This window comes from Micromonospora siamensis, assembly GCF_900090305.1.
Classification (GTDB): Bacteria; Actinomycetota; Actinomycetes; order Mycobacteriales; family Micromonosporaceae; genus Micromonospora; species Micromonospora siamensis.
Genome location: NZ_LT607751.1, coordinates 1300943 through 1318278 on the forward strand (window position 1 = coordinate 1300943; position 17336 = coordinate 1318278).

Below are 17336 nucleotides of genomic sequence, written 5' to 3' on the forward strand. Positions count from 1 at the left end.
GTCGGCGCCCGAGCACGGTGCCGACGGCGGGCGAGGAGCCCGGCGGCACCGATGACCGCACCATACCCGCCATCGCGTCCCGTCATGCGTCCGAGCGGCAGCCGATGGTGTTCCCGGCGCCCCCGCCGCTCCTGGCCTACGCTTCGAGCGTGTACCGGGAGGTGGTCGGCAGCCTCGCCACCAGGCACGGCAAGCGGGTGGCGATCGGACCGCCGCTGCGCCGCCGGCTCGGGCTGCGGTTGCGCGTCGCGGACGTGGACACCGACGTGCTGGGCACCTTCACCGGTGAGGTTCCCCGCCCCGGCCCGGCCGACGAGGTGGTGGTGACCAAGGCCCGGCTCGGGATGGCGGCGACCGGCTGCCCGGTCGGGGTGGCCAGCGAGGGCAGCTTCGGCCCGCACCCCGCCCTGCCCTGGTGCACCCTCCAGGTCGAGCACGTCGCGCTGGTCGACGACCGGATCGGCCTGGTCCTGGTCGAACGGGCCACCAGCACCGCCAGCAACCACGGTGAGCTGGTCACCGACGGCGCCGACCGGGGCGCGTTGCTCCGCTTCGCCAGAGAGGTCGGGCTGCCCGGGCACGCGGTCACGGTGCGCCCGGCGGCGCCGCCCGCCGGTGTCGCGTACCCGCTGGTGAAGGGGATCGTCCGGGTGCCGGCGTTGCTGGCGGCCGTGGCCGGGGCGGTCGGGGCGAGCGCGGACGGGCGGGCCCGGGTGGCGGCGGACCTGCGGGCCCACCACAATCCCCGCCGGATGGCGGTGATCGCGCAGGCCGCGGGCCGGCTGGCCGAACGGTTGGCCACCCCGTGCCCGGCCTGCGACGCTCCCGGATTCGGTGTGGTCGGGACCGTGCCGGGCCTTCCGTGCGCCGACTGCCACACCCCGACCGAACTCCCCGGCGGGCGGATCCTCGGCTGTGCCCGGTGCCCGCACCGGGTGACCCGGCCGGCGGAGGCGCCGGCGGACCCGCGGTGGTGCCCCCGCTGCAACCCCTGACGCGAGCCGCCGGTCAGCGGAGGCCCGCGACCCGGCGGCTCGGCGGGCGGGACCGGGCCGGCCGGCGTACGGGTGCCGGCTCGACCCGCCGGACCGATCTGACCAGCTGACGGGTGTCGTCCCAGGTCATGCCGTGGATCGCGCAGTGGCCGGACCGGACGGCCGCGTCGAGCAGCGGCGAGCGGTGACGCAGGGCGGCGGCCACCGCGCGCACCCGTCCGTCGCCGTTGCCGGGGGCCAGTCGACAGCACTGGTGACCGAGGACGACCAGCAGCGGCAGGTGCAGCTGCGCGACCGCGTACTCCAGGCTGCCGAGCACGGCCGGGCCGATGCTCAGGCCGGCCGTCCGGACGGTGAACAGCTCGCTGCCGCCGAACAGGATTCCGGGCTCGGGCTGTGGCTCGGCGCAGGCGAGGACCGCCGCGAGCGGTTCCGCCCCGGCGGCCGGCGCCGGGGGCTCACCGGACCGGAAGCGGGCGTGGCCCGCGCGCAGGGCAGCGAGGGCGGTGCCGGGATCGGGACGGTGCGCGTGGTCGGGGACGTTCATCGCCGCTCCTGGGGGTCTTCGTCCGATCTGTTGTGCGCCTCACGATACAGGAATTCCAAATCGTGTTCTACAGTGCGTGTATCAGAGGGAGGTGGCGATGTCCGTCGCACTGGCCACAGGAGTTCTTCTCGCGACCGCGTCCGCAGCGGTCTGCGCACTGCTCGTACCGGATCGGCGGCGGGCCGCCCGCGCGGCCGGGCTGCTGCTCGCCCTGGCCGCCGTCGGGGCCGCCGGGCTGCTGGTGAGCGTCGGCACCGGCGGCGCCGTGGTCGGGCTGGCCGCCCGCCCGGAGATCGCCGGGGTGCCGTTCGGCCTCGGGGTACGGGTCGACCGCTTCGACGCGCTCTTCATGCTGCTGGTCAGCGGGATCGCCGCAGTGGTCGCCGGCTACGCCCGGCGCTACCTCGACGGCGAGCCGGGAATGGCCGGCTTCCAGGCCCGGGTCGCCGGCGCCGCGGCGGCCACCCTGGTGATGGCCACCGCGCCCAGCCTGGTGCAGTTCGCCGTCGGTTGGATCGCGGCCGGCCGGCTGCTGGTCGGGCTGATCGGCTACCACCGCGACCAGCACCGGGTCCGCTCCGCCGTCCGCCGGATCCGGCGGCTGTTCCTCGTCGGCGACCTCGCCCTGCTGGCCGGCTTCGCCCTGCTGGTGACCGCCGTCGGCAGCGCCGACCTGGCCGACGTCCGCGCCGCCGCGGCCGACGCCCCGGGCTGGCTGCTCGCCACCGCCGGCGGCTCGCTGCTGGTGGCCGGCATGGTGCGCTCCGCCCAGGTGCCGGTGCACGGCTGGCTGCCGAGCACCCTGGACGCCCCCACCCCGGTCTCGGCCTTCCTGCACGCCGGGATGGTCAACGTGGCCGGCTTCCTGATGATCACGTTCGCGCCGGTCGTCGTCGCCGCGCCGGGAGTGTCCACGGCGACCCTCCTGGTGGGACTGGTCACCGCCGCCGCCGGCACCCTGTTCGCCGCGGTACGCACCGACGTCAAGGGCGCCCTGGCCCGCTCCACCGTGGCGCAGATGGGATTCATGCTGGCCCAGTGCGGGCTGGGCGCCTTCGGGCTGGCCGCCGTGCACCTGGTCGGGCACGGCGTCTACAAGGCGTACGCGTTCCTCTCCGCCGGTGGCACCGTGCAGGCCCGTTCGCAGGCGGCCGAGGCGCCGCAGCCGGTGGGACCCGCCCCGCGCCGCCGGCTCGTGGTGGCGACCGCCGTCCTGCTCGGCGTGCTCGGGCTCACCGAGGCCCTGCTCGGCGCCACCGCCACCGGGCTGCTCGCCGCGGCCCTGGCCGGCGCCGCCGGGTTCGCCGCCCTGCGGGCCGCCCTCGCCGACCGCCGGCTGCCGGCCGGGGCGGCGGCGGCCGTCACCGGCGCGGTGGCCGCCCTCGCCGGCGGCTACCTGGTCGCCGGGCACCTCGCCACCGACTGGCTGGCCCTGCCCTCGGGCGGTACGCCGCTCGCCGTGGCCGGCACGGCGGTGGTGCTGGCCGCCCTCATCGTGCTCTGCCTGATCGTGACGCGCCGCCGGGCGGCCGGGCTGTGGTGGTGGGCGTGGCGGGACGGCCGGCTGCCGGCCCGTCGGACCGGCGCCCGCACCCCCGTCCCGGCGGCGGTCGACGGCAACGCGGCCGGCGCGTCGAGCGGACCGGGGCTGGCCGGGGCCGGTCCCGCCGACGCCGCCCGCGCCGCCGCCGCGGTGACCGCCGCCGCCGACCATGTCGCCGCCACCTGGCCGCTGGACAGCTTCGTGGCGGTCAACCCGCTGGCCGGGCTGGAACGTACGCCGTTCCACCAGGCCACCGCCCGGTTGCGCGAGCTGGGCGGAGTACGCACCCACCTGCCGGCCGCGTACTGGCGGCAGCGGCTGCGCGACGGCGGGATCGGCGAGGCCGACCTGACCGCCGCACTGGCCGCCCTGCCGGCGACGACCGGTGCGGTGCCACTCGGCGGCCGGCTGGTCGACGGCATGCGGCTGCGGACGCTGGTGCTGCGCCACCCGGTGCTGGACGGGCCGCCGCCCCCGGCCGACCTGCTCGACGCGGTACGCCACCGCCTCGCCGCCCGGCCCGCCGGCAGCGCCACCACCCCCGACCTGGTCGGCGAGCGCACCCTCGCCGAGCTGCTCGACGACGCCCTGGGCACCCGGATCGGCGCGCACGTCGACGACCTGCTGGCCGGCTGGTGCACGGCGCACTGCGGTCGCCCGGCCGCGTCCTGGCCGGTGCCCGGCACCGGTACGCAGGGTTGCTGGTCGCGGTGGCGGGAGGTGGCGCGGGCCGACCCGGCCGGCGCCCCCGGCCTGGCCGACCTCGTCGACGCCCTCCCCGCCGCCCCGGAACGGGCCCTGGCCGTCCTGCTGCGTACCCTCGGCGTGCCACGGGACCGGTGGGCGGCCTACCTGTCCCGGTCACTGCTGCGGCTGCCCGGCTGGGCCGGTTACGCCCGCTGGTCCCAGGGCCACCCGGGGCAGCGGCCGGCGCTGACCGTCGCCGACCTGCTCGCCGTGCGCCTCGCCTACGAGCTGGCGTTGGGCGCCGACGCCGCCCGCCGGCACCTCGGGGTGGGCCCCGCCGTCGACCTGGTCGCCGCGGCGACGCGTACCCCGGTGGTGGTCGCACCGGCCGGCGCCGACGCCGCCGCGCTGGCCCGGCTGGCGGCCCTGCTCGGCCTGGACGCCCCCACCGTGGCCGCCCTCCCGGAGGAGGCCCTGTCGGCGCTGCACGAGGCGGTGGCCGAGCTGTCGCCGCAGCGCCAGGCGGAGGTGTGGCTGGCCGCCGCCGAACACGCCCACCGGCGGCGGCTGCGGCACCGCCTCGACCAGGCCCGGCCGGCAAGGCGGTCGCCGGGTGCGCCGCTGGCCCAGGCGGTGTTCTGCATCGACGTGCGCAGCGAGGGGTTGCGCCGGCACCTGGAGGCGGCGGGGCCGGTGCGGACCTTCGGCTTCGCCGGCTTCTTCGGCCTGCCGGTCCGCACCCTGGCCGACGGCGCCAGCCGGGGCCGGGACCGCTGCCCGGTGCTGATGGCGCCGGTCGCCACGGTCGGCGAGCCGCCGGCCGCCACCGAACCCCGCCGGGTACGGCAGGCCTGGCGGCGGGCGTTCGCCGGGGCCAAGGCCAGCCCGGCCGGAGCGTTCGCCTTCGTCGAGGTGGCGGGGCTGCTCGCCACGGCCACCCTGCTGCTGCGGACGGCGGCACCCCGCCGGCTCACCCCGGCGGTCGACGGCACCGCGGCCACCGCGGCCGAGCTGGACGCCGCGCTGACCCTGGACGAGCAGGTCTACTACGCCGAGGCGACGCTGCGCACGATCGGGCTGACCACCGACTTCGCCCCGCTGGTGCTGCTCTGCGGGCACGGCGCGACCAGCAGCAACAACCCGTACGCCGCCGCCCTCGACTGCGGGGCCTGCGGTGGCAACCGGGGCGGGGTCAGCGCCCGGCTGGCCGCCGCGATGCTGAACAACCCGCGGGTCCGTACGGCGCTCGCCGCCCGCGGCATCGAGATCCCGGACCACACGCTGGTCCTGGCCGGTGAGCACGACACCGTCACCGACCGGGTACGCCTGCTCGACCCGGACGGCGTACCGGCCACCCACCGGCCGGTGGTCGACGCGCTGTCGGCGTACCTCGACGGTGCGGGCGCCGGGCTGCGGGCCGAACGGGCCACCCGGCTGCCGGACCGGCCCACCCCGGGGCGGCTGCCCGCCCGGGCGGCGGACTGGGCGCAGGTGCGACCGGAATGGGCGCTGGCGGGCAACGCCGCCTTCGTCGCCGGGCCGCGGGACCGGAGCGCCGGACTCGACCTCGGCTGCCGCACGTTCCTGCACTCGTACGACTGGTCCACCGACCCGGACGCCGCCGCGCTGGAGGCGATCATGACCGGGCCGTTGGTGGTGGCCGCCTGGATCAACCTCCAGTACTACTTCTCCAGCGTGGACCCGCACCGGCTCGGCGCCGGCACCAAGACCGTGCACACCGTGCTCGGCGACGGGCTGGGCGTCCTCTCCGGCACCGGCGGTGACCTGCGTACCGGCCTGCCCTGGCAGTCCGTCGGCGTCGGGGCGGACCTGGTCCACGAGCCGCTGCGCCTGCTCGGCGTGGTGTACGCGCCGACCGCCCTGGTGGACACCGTGCTGAGCCGCAACCCCGCGCTGCGTCAGCTGGTCGACGGCGGCTGGCTCGCGCTGACCGTCCGCGACCCGCACGGCGACCGCTGGTGGGAACCCGGCCCGGCGGGTGACTGGCAGGTCGTGCCGGCGGCCACCCCGAACCGTCCCCGGACCGTCGAGTCGGTCCAGGTCCGATCCACGTCCCCGGTAGCAGAGAAGGAGCCGACCGCATGAACGAGCTGGGACTGACCCGCATGGTCAAGGTCGAGGTGGTGACCCGCGCCGAGGACGCCGACGCCGTCCGCACGTTGCTGCACGCCTCCGGGGTGAGCGGCTGGACCAGCCTCAGCGGGGTCTCCGGCTTCGGCCACCACGGCACCCACGAGGGCCGGTTGCTCTTCAACGACCGCGCCGGGCTGGTGATGGTCATCGTCGTGCTGCCGTACGACCGGACCGAGGCCGTGGTCACCGGACTGCGGGACATCCTCGCGCACCGGCCGGGCGTCATGTTCGTCAGCGAGGCGTGGGTCAGCCGGCCGGACTACTTCGGCGCCGAGCAGTCGGCGGGCTGAGGCCGTGGCCGTCCGGCCCGGTGGCGGTGGTCCCGCCGCCGGGCCGGTCAGCGGCGGTCGAGTTCGGACTGGAGCCGCTGGATAAGCGTCTTGCGCCCCTTGCCGTCGCGTTCGGCGCGCAGGGCCGCCTTCAGCTGGGTGGTGTCCAGGTCACGGACGTGCCGGGTGGCCTCGCTGACCGGCAGTTCGGTGAGCGACACGGCCGCGGCGGCGTCCCTGCGGGCCCGGCTGGCCGGCCCGGTGTTGGCGACGTACTGCCGGCCGGACCGCGACTCCCGGCGCTTACGGGCGTCGGTGGCGCGCTGCTGCTCGGGGGTGAGTTCCTTCCATGCCTGCTCGGGGAGGTAACGGTCGGTCTCGCCGTCGTGGCGGGCCCGGGTGGTGCCCTTGCGGGTCTGCCACTTCTGCTCGCCCCAGTGCCGCAGGGACTGCTGGCGCTCGTCGCGCGGGCCCTGGTAGCCGCCGCCGCGCTTCTGGTACTCCTTCGTGAGCAGCTGGGACTTACGGGCCGACCACTGCCCGGGCCGACCACCCCGGTCGGACGCCTTGATCTCTTCCTTCAGCTGGTCCCGCAGCTCGGGCTTCGTGTAGCGCGCCATGTCCGGTGGGATACCCGCCGCCGGCGCGCGTACGCACCGGGCGTGGTGTCCGAGTGGGCAGGGGGACCGGCGCAGCTGTGCCCACTTGCGCACTGCGGGCCGGCGTCGGCGCGGCAGAGACTCGGGGGGATTTCGTTCCCGTCCCGAAAGGGGTGCCATGTCCGTCTCACTCCGCGCACGCCGGGCGTTCACCGCGCTCTTCGCCGCCCTGCTCGCCGCGCTGAGCATCACCACCATCGCCTCGCCCGCCCAGGCGGCCGTCACCATCCAGGGCGACCGGATGATCATGAACTACACGGACTTCTGGGGAACCCACGAGGTCGGCTGGTACGACTACAAGCTGAACCTGGACTTCGTCAACAACCGGCCCAGCGTCTACGGGGCGATCCTGGCGATCCAGCCGTACAACGGGTGGAACGCGGTCGGCTACGGCAGCCAGACCCTGGTGCAGTGCACCAACGGCCTGTGGAGCGGCTCGTACTACTTCTCCCGCTGCTACGTGAAGGCCAAGATGGAGAAGCCGGGCAACGTGGTCGGCAGCATCAGCGGCAGCTACAAGGGCGTCACCTTCAGCGGCGGGTACGACTCGGGCAGCGGCCGGTCGTACATGTTCTTCACCGGTGAGGTCACCGTCCGCCGCGACAGCTGGGGCTCCCCGTACACCGTCTGCTACGTGTACGGCAACGCCAGGTGCCAGAACTACTTCGGCTGAGCGAGCCCGGGGTGCCGGGCCGGACCTGGGGGCCGGCCCGGCACCCGCGCGTCAGCCGATGCCCCGGCACAGCCGCCGGGCGCAGAGCGCCGCGTTGAGCACCAGGGAACCCCGGGCGGTGGTGGGCGAGTGGCCGGTCAGCTCGCTGATCCGGTGCAGGCGCAGTTGCAGGGTCCGCCGGTGCAGGAAGAGCGCCTGTGCCGACCGGGTCCGGTCGAAGTCGTTGGCGAAGAAGGTCTCCAGCGTCTCGATCAGGTCGGGGCGGCCGTCGAGTCCGTCGAGCACGCCGGCCAGCCGTTCGGCGGCGGCGCCGGCACCCACCACCGTGGACTCCAGCAACACGTCGGCCGACGCGTGCACCCGGGCGTACGCGCCGGTGGCCACCGCGAGCCGGGCCACCCGCCCGGCCTCGGACCGGGCCTGCGGCACCTCCGCCCGGGTCGCCGCGAAGGCCCGCCCGGCGGTCAGCTCGGTGGCGTCCCGCGCCAGTGTCTCCACCAGTTCCTGCGCGGCGGCCTCCACGGCGCGTCGCCGCGCTCCGGGGTTCCCGGTGGCCGGGACTCCGAACAGGAACACCTGCTCGTCCCCCGTGCCGACGTGCAGCACCCCGTCGGGCAGCGGGCCGTCGGCCGGGCCGCCCCGCACGGCAAGCACCAGGAACGACGCGGGCAGCGCGAGGCCGGCGGTGGCGGCGAGCGCCTCGACGTCCGCGCCGGTGAGCAGGCCCTCGACCAGCAGGCGCCGGATCCGCACGGAGCCGAACTGTCGCCGCAGCTCGGCGCAGTAGCCCCGGCTGGCCGCCGCCAGGGTGGCGGGCAGGTGCTGGTGCAGCCAGCTGCTGAGGCGGAGCAGCTCCTCGGTGCCGTTCTCGTCGATCACCGACCAGAGGGTCTGGAGGCCGACGTTGACGCAGACCCGTACCCCGAGGTCCAGCGCGCCGGCTCCGGCGCCGTACGCCGCCGCCCGCGCGCCCTGCCGGGCGATCAGGTCGAGGTCGGCGGCTGTCCACGGGGTGCCGGCCGCGGCCCGGCGCAGTGCCCGGCGCAGCAGCGCCCGCAGCAGCCGGCGGGGGGCGTCGCGGGACGGCTGCGGTGGGCCGACGAGTGCCGGGAGGTCGCGGGCCAGGACGTGGTCCACGGCGGACGCGGTCGGCCCGACGTGTCGGAGCAGGGACGAGTGGTGGCGGTGCATGTCCGACAGGACCCCTTTCTTCGCCGAGGGTCGTCACCGCTGGTGACTTGGAGCGTTCAAATCCGCACCGTGCGTGTCGTCTTGCAGTTTCGGAAACGGGCGTCCGCCGAGGCAACGCTTAGCGTCCCGGCGTAAGCGCGGTGAAAGCGGCCGGTTGCGGGTGGCTCACCGAGCGGTCAGCATGATTCACATGCATCGATCAAGTTGGCGGGCCGTGGACGGTCGGCGGGAACGCGGCCACCTGCTCGGTGACCTGGGCTGGGAGGTGGACGGCATCGCCCTGACCGTCACCGGACGGCAGCGCCGGCTGCTGCTCGGCCTGCTCATGCTGCACGCCCCCGCGGCGGTGCCGGTGGCCCGGATCACCACCGCGCTCTGGCCGGGCCGCGACCCCGCAGAGGCTCGACCGGCGGTCCAGGTGCAGATCCACCGGCTCCGCCGGGCACTGCCGGCCCTGGACCTCCCCGGCGGCCGGATCGACGCCGAGCCGACCGGGTACGCGCTGCGCCTGCTCGCACTCGACCTCGACGTGCTGGTCTTCCGGCACCGCCACCACGACGCCCTCCGGGCGGCGGCCGAGGGTCGGGTGGACCGGGCGGCGCGGCTGCTCCACGAGGCCCTCGACCTCTGGGCCGGCCCGGTCTTCGGCGCCCTCCACCCACGGGTGCGCCACTGGCCCGAGGTCACCGCGCTCGACGAGGCCCGCAGACGCGCCGTGGCGACCCTGGTCGACCTGGAACTCGGCCTCGACCGGCCGGCCGCGGTCCTGCCGGTGCTGCGCCGCGTGCTCGCCGACCATCCGGACCACGACGGCCTCCGGGAGCGGCTGGCGATCGTCCTGCGCCGGTGCGACCGGTCCGAGGCGGTGGCCGCGCACCGGCCGTACCCGATCCGGGCGGCCGGGACGGTCACCGCGCCGCCGGGCCCCGCGCCGCGCGACCCGCACCGGACGTCACGGCACCGGGGCCCGGACCCCCGCCGGGCCGGCCGGCCGCAGCCACCGGCGCACGCCGACGGGGACAGCGCCGCCGCCCGGTGGGCACTGCTGCGCGCCGCCGACTTCGCCGAGCGCATGGGCGGGCACGGCCAGGCTCTGGACTGCCTGGCGGCCGTCCTCGCGACGACCGGGCCCGACCACCCCGACCGCGCCCGGCTCCTGGTACGGCTGGCCGACCAGCGCGCCCGGGACAGCGGGGCCGGCACGGCCGAGGCCCGGGAGGCCGCGCGGCTCTTCGCCCAGCGGGGCGACCTGCTCGGCACGGTCGAGGCCGAACTGACCACCGCCCGGATCGCCTGGTGCCGCAGCGACCGGGCGGCGGCCCTCGACGCCCTCGCCGCCGCCCGCCGGCTGTTGTCGTCCCGCCCCCGCACCACCTGGCCGGTGCCACTGGTCGCCTCGCTGGCCGGCCTGCTCGCGGTGACCCGGCAGCCGGAGGCGGCCGTCGACCAGGCCGACGCGGTACTGCGGAACGGGGAGCGGACGCCCGACGACGCGGACCGCAACCGCCTGCTCAGCAACCGGGGCATCGCCCGGCTGGACCTCGGCGACCCCGGCGGGCTGCACGACTGCCTCACCGCCATGACCGAGCACGAACGCCTCGCCGGGTGGGTGCCCGTCGTCTTCGCCGTGAACGCCATGGACGCGGCCGCCGGCCTCGGCGACCTGCCCCGCTACGGCCGGCTGCTCGACCGCGCCCGGGCCACCGCCGGCACCCGCGGCTGCCCGCAGGACCTGCGGTACCTGGCCGCCGCCGGCGCGTGGTGGGCGTTCTGGTCAGGCGACCGGGCCGACGCGCAGCGCCGGGTACGCAGCTGGCTGGCCCACGACGACGGGCACTTCCTGACCGACCAGTGCCTCTATCTCGAGGGTCGGCTGCAACTGCGGCGGGGCGACCGGGGTGGGGCGGCGCAGACCCTGGAACGGTTGACCGAGCAGAGCCGCCGGGGGAGCCGCTGGCACGCCCGGGCGTACGCGCCCATGCTCGCCGCGGCGCTGGCCGCCGGCCGGAGCGGGACCGTCCGACGGGTGCCGGCCCTTGTCGAGGAGGCGATCGACGTCATCGGCGCCAGCTTCCTCCCACCCGAGATCGGCGTGGAACTGCCGATCCTGATGCGGGCCGCCGGCGTACCCGCGACCGCGCTGTCCCGGATCGCGTCGAGCCCCTGGCGGGACGGGGCCGAGGCGTACCTGCGCGGCTACCACCACCAGGCGACGAAGCTCTACCGGACGATCGGCTCCCGCGCCGACCTGTCGCTGTGCCGACGACGGGTGAGCGCCCGCCCGCCGAGCGATCGGGCCTAGTCTCTGGCACGGTGGGTACGGCGTGCACAGCGGGGACCGGCATCGCCGGATGTCCGTCACCCGCGTTGAGGAGGTTTCATGGACTTCGCGTTGAGCACCAGAGAGGGGCGTACCAGCACGGTGGTCGAGGTGGCCGGTGACCTGGACATGAGCACCACTCCGCAGCTGCGCGACCGGCTGGAGGCGGTGGTGGAGGCCGGCGCCCGGACGGTGGTGGTGGACCTGACCGGCGTCGGCTTCCTGGACTCCAGCGGCCTGGGCGCGCTTGTGGTCGCCCACAAGGACCTGCGCGCCCGCGACGGCTGGCTCCGGCTGGCCGGCGTCCGCCGGCCGGTACGCACGGTGTTGTCGATCACCTCGGTGGACCGGGTCATCGGCATCTTCGACACCGTGCGGGAGGCCGAGGAGGCCTCGCCCTCCGGTCCGTGAGCCCGCTCAGCGGGGCAGGTCGCTGGCCCGGGCGGTGTCCGCGCCGGCGCTGCTGCGCCGCGGTCCCTGGTCGCCGTACCAGTCGATCATGAGTAGGGTGGCGTCGTCGGCCAGGACCGGCCCGGCGGTCGCCAGCACGGCGTCCGACAGGGCCCGGACCGCCTCGCGGGGATGCAGGTGCCCGATCCGCAGCAGCTCGGCGGGAAGGTCCAGGTCGGCGGCGTTGCGTTCGCGCATGCCGTCGGTGACGACGAGCAGCCGGTCGCCGGGGAGCAGCGCCAGCTCCGCGCTGCGGTAGCCCTCCTCGGGGAACATCCCCAGCGGGAAGTTGGCTGGCAGTTCCATCGGGGTGACCCGACCGTCGCGGACCAGCATCGGCGGAACGTGCCCGGCGTTGAGCAGTTCGCAGCGTCCGGTGGCCAGGTCGATCCGGCCGAGCACGGCGGTCATGTACGCCCCGCGCACGTTGGCGTGCTCGGCGATGGCCTGGTTGGTCTCCTTGGCCTGCCCGACCAGGCTGTCGCCCCGGCGACGGGAGTTGCGCAGGCTGCCCACGCCCAGCGTGGCGGTCAGCGCGCTGGCCACGCTGTGCCCCATCGCGTCGGTGACGCTGAAGTGCAGCACGTCCCGGGCCACGCTGTAGTCGAAGGTGTCCCCGCCGACGCTGGCCGCCGGCTCCAGCCAGCCGGAGAGGGCGAACGCACCGGCCTCGCAGGTGAACGCCGCGGGCAGCAGCCGACGCTGGATCTCGGCCGAGAGAGTGAGCGGGGTGCTGCGCTGGCCCCACTCGAACAGGTCGGTGTGCCGACGGTTGGCGATCACCACGAACGCCAGCGCGTGCGCGGTACGCGCGATCTGCGCCACCACCCGTGGGTCCGGCTCGGCGGGCAGACCGATCTCCAGCAGGCCGATGGCCTCGCCCCGTTCGGTGACCGGTGCCAGTACCGTCCAGCTCTCGTCACCCGGGAGGATCCGGGTGGTCTGCCGGCGCAGCGCCTGCTCGTACGGGCCGCCGTCGAAGGGAAGGACCTCGGCGGCCTCCTCACCCTGACGCCGGCCCGGGCTTGCGGTGGCCGGCTGGTGGGTCAGCCGGACCAGGGCCCGACCGTTCAGGTCGGCGATCAGCAGCGATACGTGGCGTGCCTGCAACGCCACGGCGATGGTGCCGGTGACCGCCTCGACCGCCTCGACCGGCGCGGCGTCCTCGGCCGACTGGAGCATCCCGGCCAGCACGGCCTGCTCGCCTTCCGCCACCTGGGCCGATTCGTCGAACTGCTGGGCGAGGTCGTCCAGGTACGCCACGCCACCCTGGTCCTCGACGGAGGGCTGCCCCCGTCCACTGCTCTCGTCGGCTGCCATCGGTGGCCTCCGTCCGCTCTGCTCACCGCGCTGCGTGTGTTACCCGACGTGTCGCCGGGCCAATCCCGCACCGGTGGGGACGCGGCGGGGTGTTCGTCCGGGGTGCACCGCGGTCGCGTACGCGCCCGCCGGTCGCAGCGCCGCCCCCGGGCGGCGGGATCGCCCTCGGGGTCCGGGGTGCGGACGTAAGACAGTCACCGGTCGAGGTAGGCGGCCAGGCCGCCGAGTTCCTCGCTGGCGATGAAGACCGACCGCACGTGGAGGATGGCCTCCTCGACGTGGTCGTCGCACCCCCACGCCGAGTCGCCCCACGAGTCGGCCACCTTGATCCTGGCCGGTGCCGGGCATCCCTGGGCGCCACCGAGCTGGCAGTGCTCGGGATGCGGTCGGGCCGCCTGGGTGGCCGCCGCGGCGCGCATCCGGTCGGCGAGCTCCGCCGCGGCGGCGGCGCGCCGCTCGGCCTCGGCACGGAGCTGCCGCTCCGCGCGTACCGCCCTGGCCAGCTCGTCGTGGGCCGCCGCCGCGCGCGCCTCGGCGGCGGTCTTCGCCTCCTCGACGTGGTGGCGTTCGATGGCCAGGGCCGCGGTGCCGGCGAAGACCCGGGAGAGGGCGAGGTCGCTGTCCTGCGGGACGCGCGGGGTGCGGTGGTACATGGCGAAGGTGCCGAGCAGGCTGCCGTCCCGGGCCAGGATCGGGGTCGACCAGCAGGCGGCCAGTCCCGCCCGGCCGGCGAGATCCCGGAAGTCGGCCCAGAACGGGTCGGTGGCGATGTCGGTGACGACGACCGGTTCCCGCCGGTGGGCGGCGGTGCCGCACGAACCGACGCCCTCGCCGGTGGCGATCCCGTCGATGGCCTCGTTGTAGAACCCGGGCAGGCTCGGTGCGGCGCCGTGGCGCAGGTGCCGGCCGTCCGGGTCGGCGAGCAGCACCGAGACCAGCACCTCCTGCGGCGCCAGGTTCTCGATGCAGCGCGCCATCCCGTCGAGCACCTCGGTCAGCGGCGCCTGCCGGGCGATCTGCTCCAGCATGGCCCGGTGCTCGGCCATCAGCAGTTGGGCGTGCTTGACCTGGGTGGTCTCCACCCCGATCACCCGGATCCCGGTGACTGCGCCGGTGGCGTCGCGGCGCGGCTCGTAGGTGAAGTCGAAGAACGCCTCGCGCGCGTGCGGGCCGGTGCCCAGCACCACCCTGGCGTCCTGGCCGGTGTACGGCTCACCCGTGCGGTAGACCTCGTCCAGCAGCGCGATGAAGCCCTGACCGGCCAGCTCGGGCAGCAGCTCGCCGATCGGGACCCCGACCCGCGCCCGGTCCTCCCCGACGGTGGCGAGGAACGCCGGGTTCGCCGCCTCCACCACGTGAGTCGGCCCCGCGAGCGCGGCGAACACGGCGATCGACTGCCCGAACAGCGCCCGCAGGTCCTCCGCCGCCGCCTGCTCGGCAGCCGAGGAATCCACGGCATCCGTCCGCTGGCCCGGTACCGCCGTCATGCTGTGGTCCCTCCCCGGTAGGGCATCGTCGACCGGCCGATGGGTCGCCCGCCGGACCGTCGCCAGCGTACGGGGAGGGCCGGGCGACCGCTGTGCGGGTGAGTGCAGGCTGCGGAAGCCCGGGCCGACCAGGTTCCAGCGGGCGGCCGGCCCGGGTGGGGCCGGCCGCCTGCGGTTCCGTTCCGGCTCAGGCGCCGATGAACTCGAGCAGGTGGCGGTTGACCAGCTCCGGGTGGGTCCAGGCGATGTTGTCCGGGCCGCCCGGGATGACCTCGAAGCGCAGGTCCGCGATGAGCCCCGGCAGCCGGTTGGCGGTGGCGTCGATCGCGGTCCGCGTCGCCGTGCAGCTCCCAGCTGGCCCTGGTGCCGTACGTGCTCTTCCCCCGGCCCGCTGCCCCAGACCGACCAGGTCGTCTTCAAGGCCCTGCAGACCTACTCCAACGGCGACGTCGTGCGGTGGATCGACGAGCCCGCCGCCGGTCAGGAACCGGAGCACCCCGCGCCCGTGCTCAATCTGATTACGAGCAAGGACGACACGGCTCCCGCCCAGCCCGTCGCCGCTGCGGCACAGAACAGCGACGACGCCGACTCCGACGGCGGCAACGGCACCGCGTACGGCATCGCCGGCATCCTCCTCGGCCTGGCGGGCCTGGTCGCCGGGCTCCTCGCCTACCGCCGTACGAACCACGCGAGCTGACGGCGTCGATCCGCTCCGCCCCCCTGCGTACCTGGGATATCGGCACGCGGCCGTGGTGGCAGCGCCGTCGGGTCAGCTGCCGGCTGGCCGGTCGGAGCCGCGCGCGTCGGTGTCGGCGCGCGCGGCGGCGGCCAGGAACCTGTTGTAGCGGGCCAGGTCGTCGTCCTCCCCGGTGGCCTCGGCCCGGTCCGCGGCCCGGTCGACCCTGCGCTGCTCACGCTGGTCGGCCCTGATCCACTGCCGGACCAGCAGGACCATGACGACGGCTGCGGGGATCTCGCCGAACGCCCAGGCGATGCCGGCGCCCAGTCTTTGGTCGGCCAGGAGCGTGGACGCCCAGTCGGGGTGGACGCCGAGGTACCAGTCGGGGGCGATGACGGTGGTGGTCTGCATGAGCGCGAGGCCGAAGAAGCCGTGGGCCATCATCGACGCGAGGTGGATGAGCACCAGGATCGGGTGGGGCAGCCGGGGCCGGCCGGGGTCGATGCCGATGAGCACCCAGAACAGCAGGTAGCCGGAGACCACGAAGTGCCCCAGCATGGCCAGGTGCCCGAGGTGGGAGCGCATCAGCGTGCCGAGTAGGTCACTGAAGTAGAGGCCGAAGAGGCTGACGGTGTAGATGCCGAGCGCCGCCAGCGGATGGGTGAGCACCCGGGTGGGGCGGCTGTGCAGGGCGAGCAGCAGCCATTCCCGGGGCCCGCGTACCTCCGGTTCGGTGGGGCGGTGCAGGGCCCGTAGCGCGAGGGTGACCGGGGCGCCGCCGACCAGCAGGATCGGCACCAGCATGGACAGCACCATGTGCTGGGCCATGTGGGCGCTGAACAGCACGTACGCGTAGCGGGCGAAGCCCAGGCCGGTGGCGGCGGCGAGCACCAGCAGGCCCCCCACCCAGCTCGCGGTGCGGGCCACCGGCCACTGGTGCCCGGCCCGGCGCAACCGACGGACCCCGGTCAGGTAGCCGGCGATGCCGACCGCGGTGACGGTGAGGAAGATCAGGTCGGGCAGCGGCTGGCCGAGCAGGTGCGCCGGGGTGGGGGCGGCGGGCATGCCGAAGCCGAGCACCGCGGTCACCGGATCGGCGTCGACGGGCTCGGTGACCGGCGTCGGGCTGCGGGACAGGGCCACGGCCAGGCCGACCGTGGCGGCGAAGACCACCAGCTCGCCGGCGGCGAGCCGCGCGAAGGCGCCGCGTCTCCCGGCGGCCAGGGCCGGCAGGGCACGCGTCCGGTGTGCCGCGCCGAGCAGGCCGAGCATCGCGAGCGCGGCCAGCTTGCCCAGCACCAGCCACCCGTAGCGGGACTGCCACAACTGGTCGACGGCGCCGAGGCGCACCGCGGCGTTGGCCAGGCCGCTGAACCCGACGGTGACGAAGCAGCCCAGCGCGAGCCGGCTGTAGCGGGCGGCGGCCCCGGGCAGGTGGCGGCTGCGCCGGATGGTCAGCAGCGCGGCCAGCCCGCCGGCCCACAGTGCGGCGGCGAGCACGTGCAGCGCCAGGCTCGATACGGCGATCTGATGGTTGCCAGCCCCGGCGGCGTGCCCGGTCAACGCCGGCGGCAACATCCCGGCCAACGCCGCCGCCGAGGCGAGCGCGGCGGCCCGGCGGGACAGCGCGACCCGGGCCGTCACCGCCACCGCTGCCGCCAGCCCGGCCTGCGCCAACAAGGCACGCCCCTGCGTGATGTCCATACCGAAGCTGACCACGGGTGCCGCACCGAGCCGGCCGAGGGGAACGCCGAGCAGATCGGAGACCGTGAGCACCAGCAGCGTCAGGGACGCCGCCGCCCAGCCGGTCGCCGTGAGGCCGGCGCGGCGCAGCAGGAGCCACCCGTGCGCGGAGACGCCCGGCCCGTCACCGGGCAGCAGGAATGCCGCCGTCACCGCGAAACCGACGGTGAGCGTCGCCCACCCGTCGGCGAGCAGCCGTACCGCCGGCAGCGCCCACGTCGTGACCGGCCCCGGGTCGGGCAGGCCCGGGATCGCGGCGGCGACCGCGCCGCCGAGGCGCAGCGCCAGCAGCAGCACCACCACCGCCGAACCGGTCGCTACCACCCAGGCCAACCAGCCACTCGCCACCGGCCCGCCTGGGCCCGGGCTGCCCTGACCGGCGGTTGTCGGGTGCACACCCACCCGTGCGGTGCTGGCCGGCCCCGCGCCGACGGGCCGGCCGGCAACAGCTTCCCGGCTGCCCGGCCCGTCGGTGGCAGGCTCTGCGCCGACCGAGCTGAGGCTGGCCGGTTCGGCCGTACCCCCGCCGGGGGTGCCGGACGGGCGGGGGGAGCGGGGCGCCGGGGAAGGCGACGGAGACTGACGCACGGGCTGGACCTGGTTTCGGATCGGGGCGCCG

14 protein-coding genes are annotated in these 17336 nt (G+C 75.8%); 7 read left to right on the top strand and 7 right to left on the bottom strand.

The features are described 5' to 3' along the window. The first annotated feature begins 149 nt into the window (after window positions 1–149). Entirely contained in the window at window positions 150–995 is an 846-nt protein-coding gene (locus GA0074704_RS06040) for a DUF6671 family protein (RefSeq protein WP_231926768.1), read from the top strand. A 13-nt stretch (window positions 996–1008) separates the two neighbouring features. On the opposite strand, the gene GA0074704_RS06045 is transcribed toward GA0074704_RS06040, so the two are convergent. Then, window positions 1009–1542 (bottom strand): carbonic anhydrase, encoded by a 534-nt coding sequence (locus GA0074704_RS06045; RefSeq protein ID WP_088969585.1) that lies wholly within the window; start codon window positions 1540–1542, stop codon window positions 1009–1011. A gap of 97 nt (window positions 1543–1639) precedes the next feature. On the opposite strand from GA0074704_RS06045, the gene GA0074704_RS06050 reads away from it, so the two are divergent. Then, window positions 1640–5878 carry a putative inorganic carbon transporter subunit DabA gene (locus tag GA0074704_RS06050; protein ID WP_088969586.1) on the top strand — a complete coding sequence of 1413 codons (4239 nt, stop codon included), beginning with the start codon at window positions 1640–1642 and terminating at the stop codon, window positions 5876–5878. Beyond that, window positions 5875–6216 (top strand): DUF190 domain-containing protein, encoded by a 342-nt coding sequence (locus GA0074704_RS06055; protein ID WP_088969587.1) that lies wholly within the window; start codon window positions 5875–5877, stop codon window positions 6214–6216. The genes GA0074704_RS06050 and GA0074704_RS06055 overlap by 4 nt, the downstream gene beginning before the upstream one ends. Window positions 6217–6263: 47 nt before the next feature. Here GA0074704_RS06055 and GA0074704_RS06060 read toward each other — a convergent pair whose 3' ends face one another. Next, window positions 6264–6815 (bottom strand): hypothetical protein, encoded by a 552-nt coding sequence (locus GA0074704_RS06060; RefSeq protein WP_088969588.1) that lies wholly within the window; start codon window positions 6813–6815, stop codon window positions 6264–6266. A gap of 157 nt (window positions 6816–6972) precedes the next feature. Here GA0074704_RS06060 and GA0074704_RS06065 point away from each other — a divergent pair, with 157 nt between their 5' ends. Continuing rightward, on the top strand, window positions 6973–7527 hold the full coding sequence (locus tag GA0074704_RS06065; protein WP_088969589.1) for a hypothetical protein: 555 nt from the start codon (window positions 6973–6975) through the stop codon (window positions 7525–7527). Between the two features lie 51 nt (window positions 7528–7578). Here GA0074704_RS06065 and GA0074704_RS06070 read toward each other — a convergent pair whose 3' ends face one another. After that, on the bottom strand, window positions 7579–8718 hold the full coding sequence (locus GA0074704_RS06070; RefSeq protein ID WP_088969590.1) for a PucR family transcriptional regulator: 1140 nt from the start codon (window positions 8716–8718) through the stop codon (window positions 7579–7581). A 190-nt stretch (window positions 8719–8908) separates the two neighbouring features. Between GA0074704_RS06070 and GA0074704_RS06075 the strand changes: the two genes are divergently transcribed. Both GA0074704_RS06075 and GA0074704_RS06080 read left to right on the top strand, forming a co-directional pair. After that, a complete protein-coding gene (locus GA0074704_RS06075) occupies window positions 8909–11020 on the top strand; it encodes a BTAD domain-containing putative transcriptional regulator (protein ID WP_172880436.1) in 2112 nt (703 codons plus the stop codon). 78 nt (window positions 11021–11098) lie between these two features. Continuing rightward, window positions 11099–11449 (top strand): STAS domain-containing protein, encoded by a 351-nt coding sequence (locus tag GA0074704_RS06080; protein ID WP_088969592.1) that lies wholly within the window; start codon window positions 11099–11101, stop codon window positions 11447–11449. Between the two features lie 6 nt (window positions 11450–11455). On the opposite strand, the gene GA0074704_RS06085 is transcribed toward GA0074704_RS06080, so the two are convergent. The 3 genes from GA0074704_RS06085 to GA0074704_RS29330 form a co-directional block, all read right to left on the bottom strand. After that, window positions 11456–12808 (bottom strand): PP2C family protein-serine/threonine phosphatase, encoded by a 1353-nt coding sequence (locus GA0074704_RS06085; RefSeq protein WP_231926769.1) that lies wholly within the window; start codon window positions 12806–12808, stop codon window positions 11456–11458. Between the two features lie 194 nt (window positions 12809–13002). Next, the gene (locus tag GA0074704_RS06090; protein ID WP_088969593.1) at window positions 13003–14295 is read right to left on the bottom strand and encodes a GAF domain-containing protein; all 1293 of its coding nucleotides are present in this window, start codon (window positions 14293–14295) and stop codon (window positions 13003–13005) included. A 187-nt stretch (window positions 14296–14482) separates the two neighbouring features. Further along, the gene (locus GA0074704_RS29330; protein ID WP_231926972.1) at window positions 14483–14791 is read right to left on the bottom strand and encodes a hypothetical protein; all 309 of its coding nucleotides are present in this window, start codon (window positions 14789–14791) and stop codon (window positions 14483–14485) included. On the opposite strand from GA0074704_RS29330, the gene GA0074704_RS29335 reads away from it, so the two are divergent. After that, complete coding sequence (locus GA0074704_RS29335) at window positions 14720–14992, top strand: DUF1775 domain-containing protein (RefSeq protein WP_231926885.1); 273 nt, start codon at window positions 14720–14722, stop codon at window positions 14990–14992. The two genes, GA0074704_RS29330 and GA0074704_RS29335, sit on opposite strands and share 72 nt — an antisense overlap. Window positions 14993–15064: 72 nt before the next feature. Here the strand turns inward: GA0074704_RS29335 and GA0074704_RS06100 are convergent, their stop codons facing one another. Next, on the bottom strand, window positions 15065–17065 hold the full coding sequence (locus GA0074704_RS06100) for a bifunctional copper resistance protein CopD/cytochrome c oxidase assembly protein (RefSeq protein WP_172880439.1): 2001 nt from the start codon (window positions 17063–17065) through the stop codon (window positions 15065–15067). Window positions 17066–17336 lie beyond the last annotated feature (271 nt).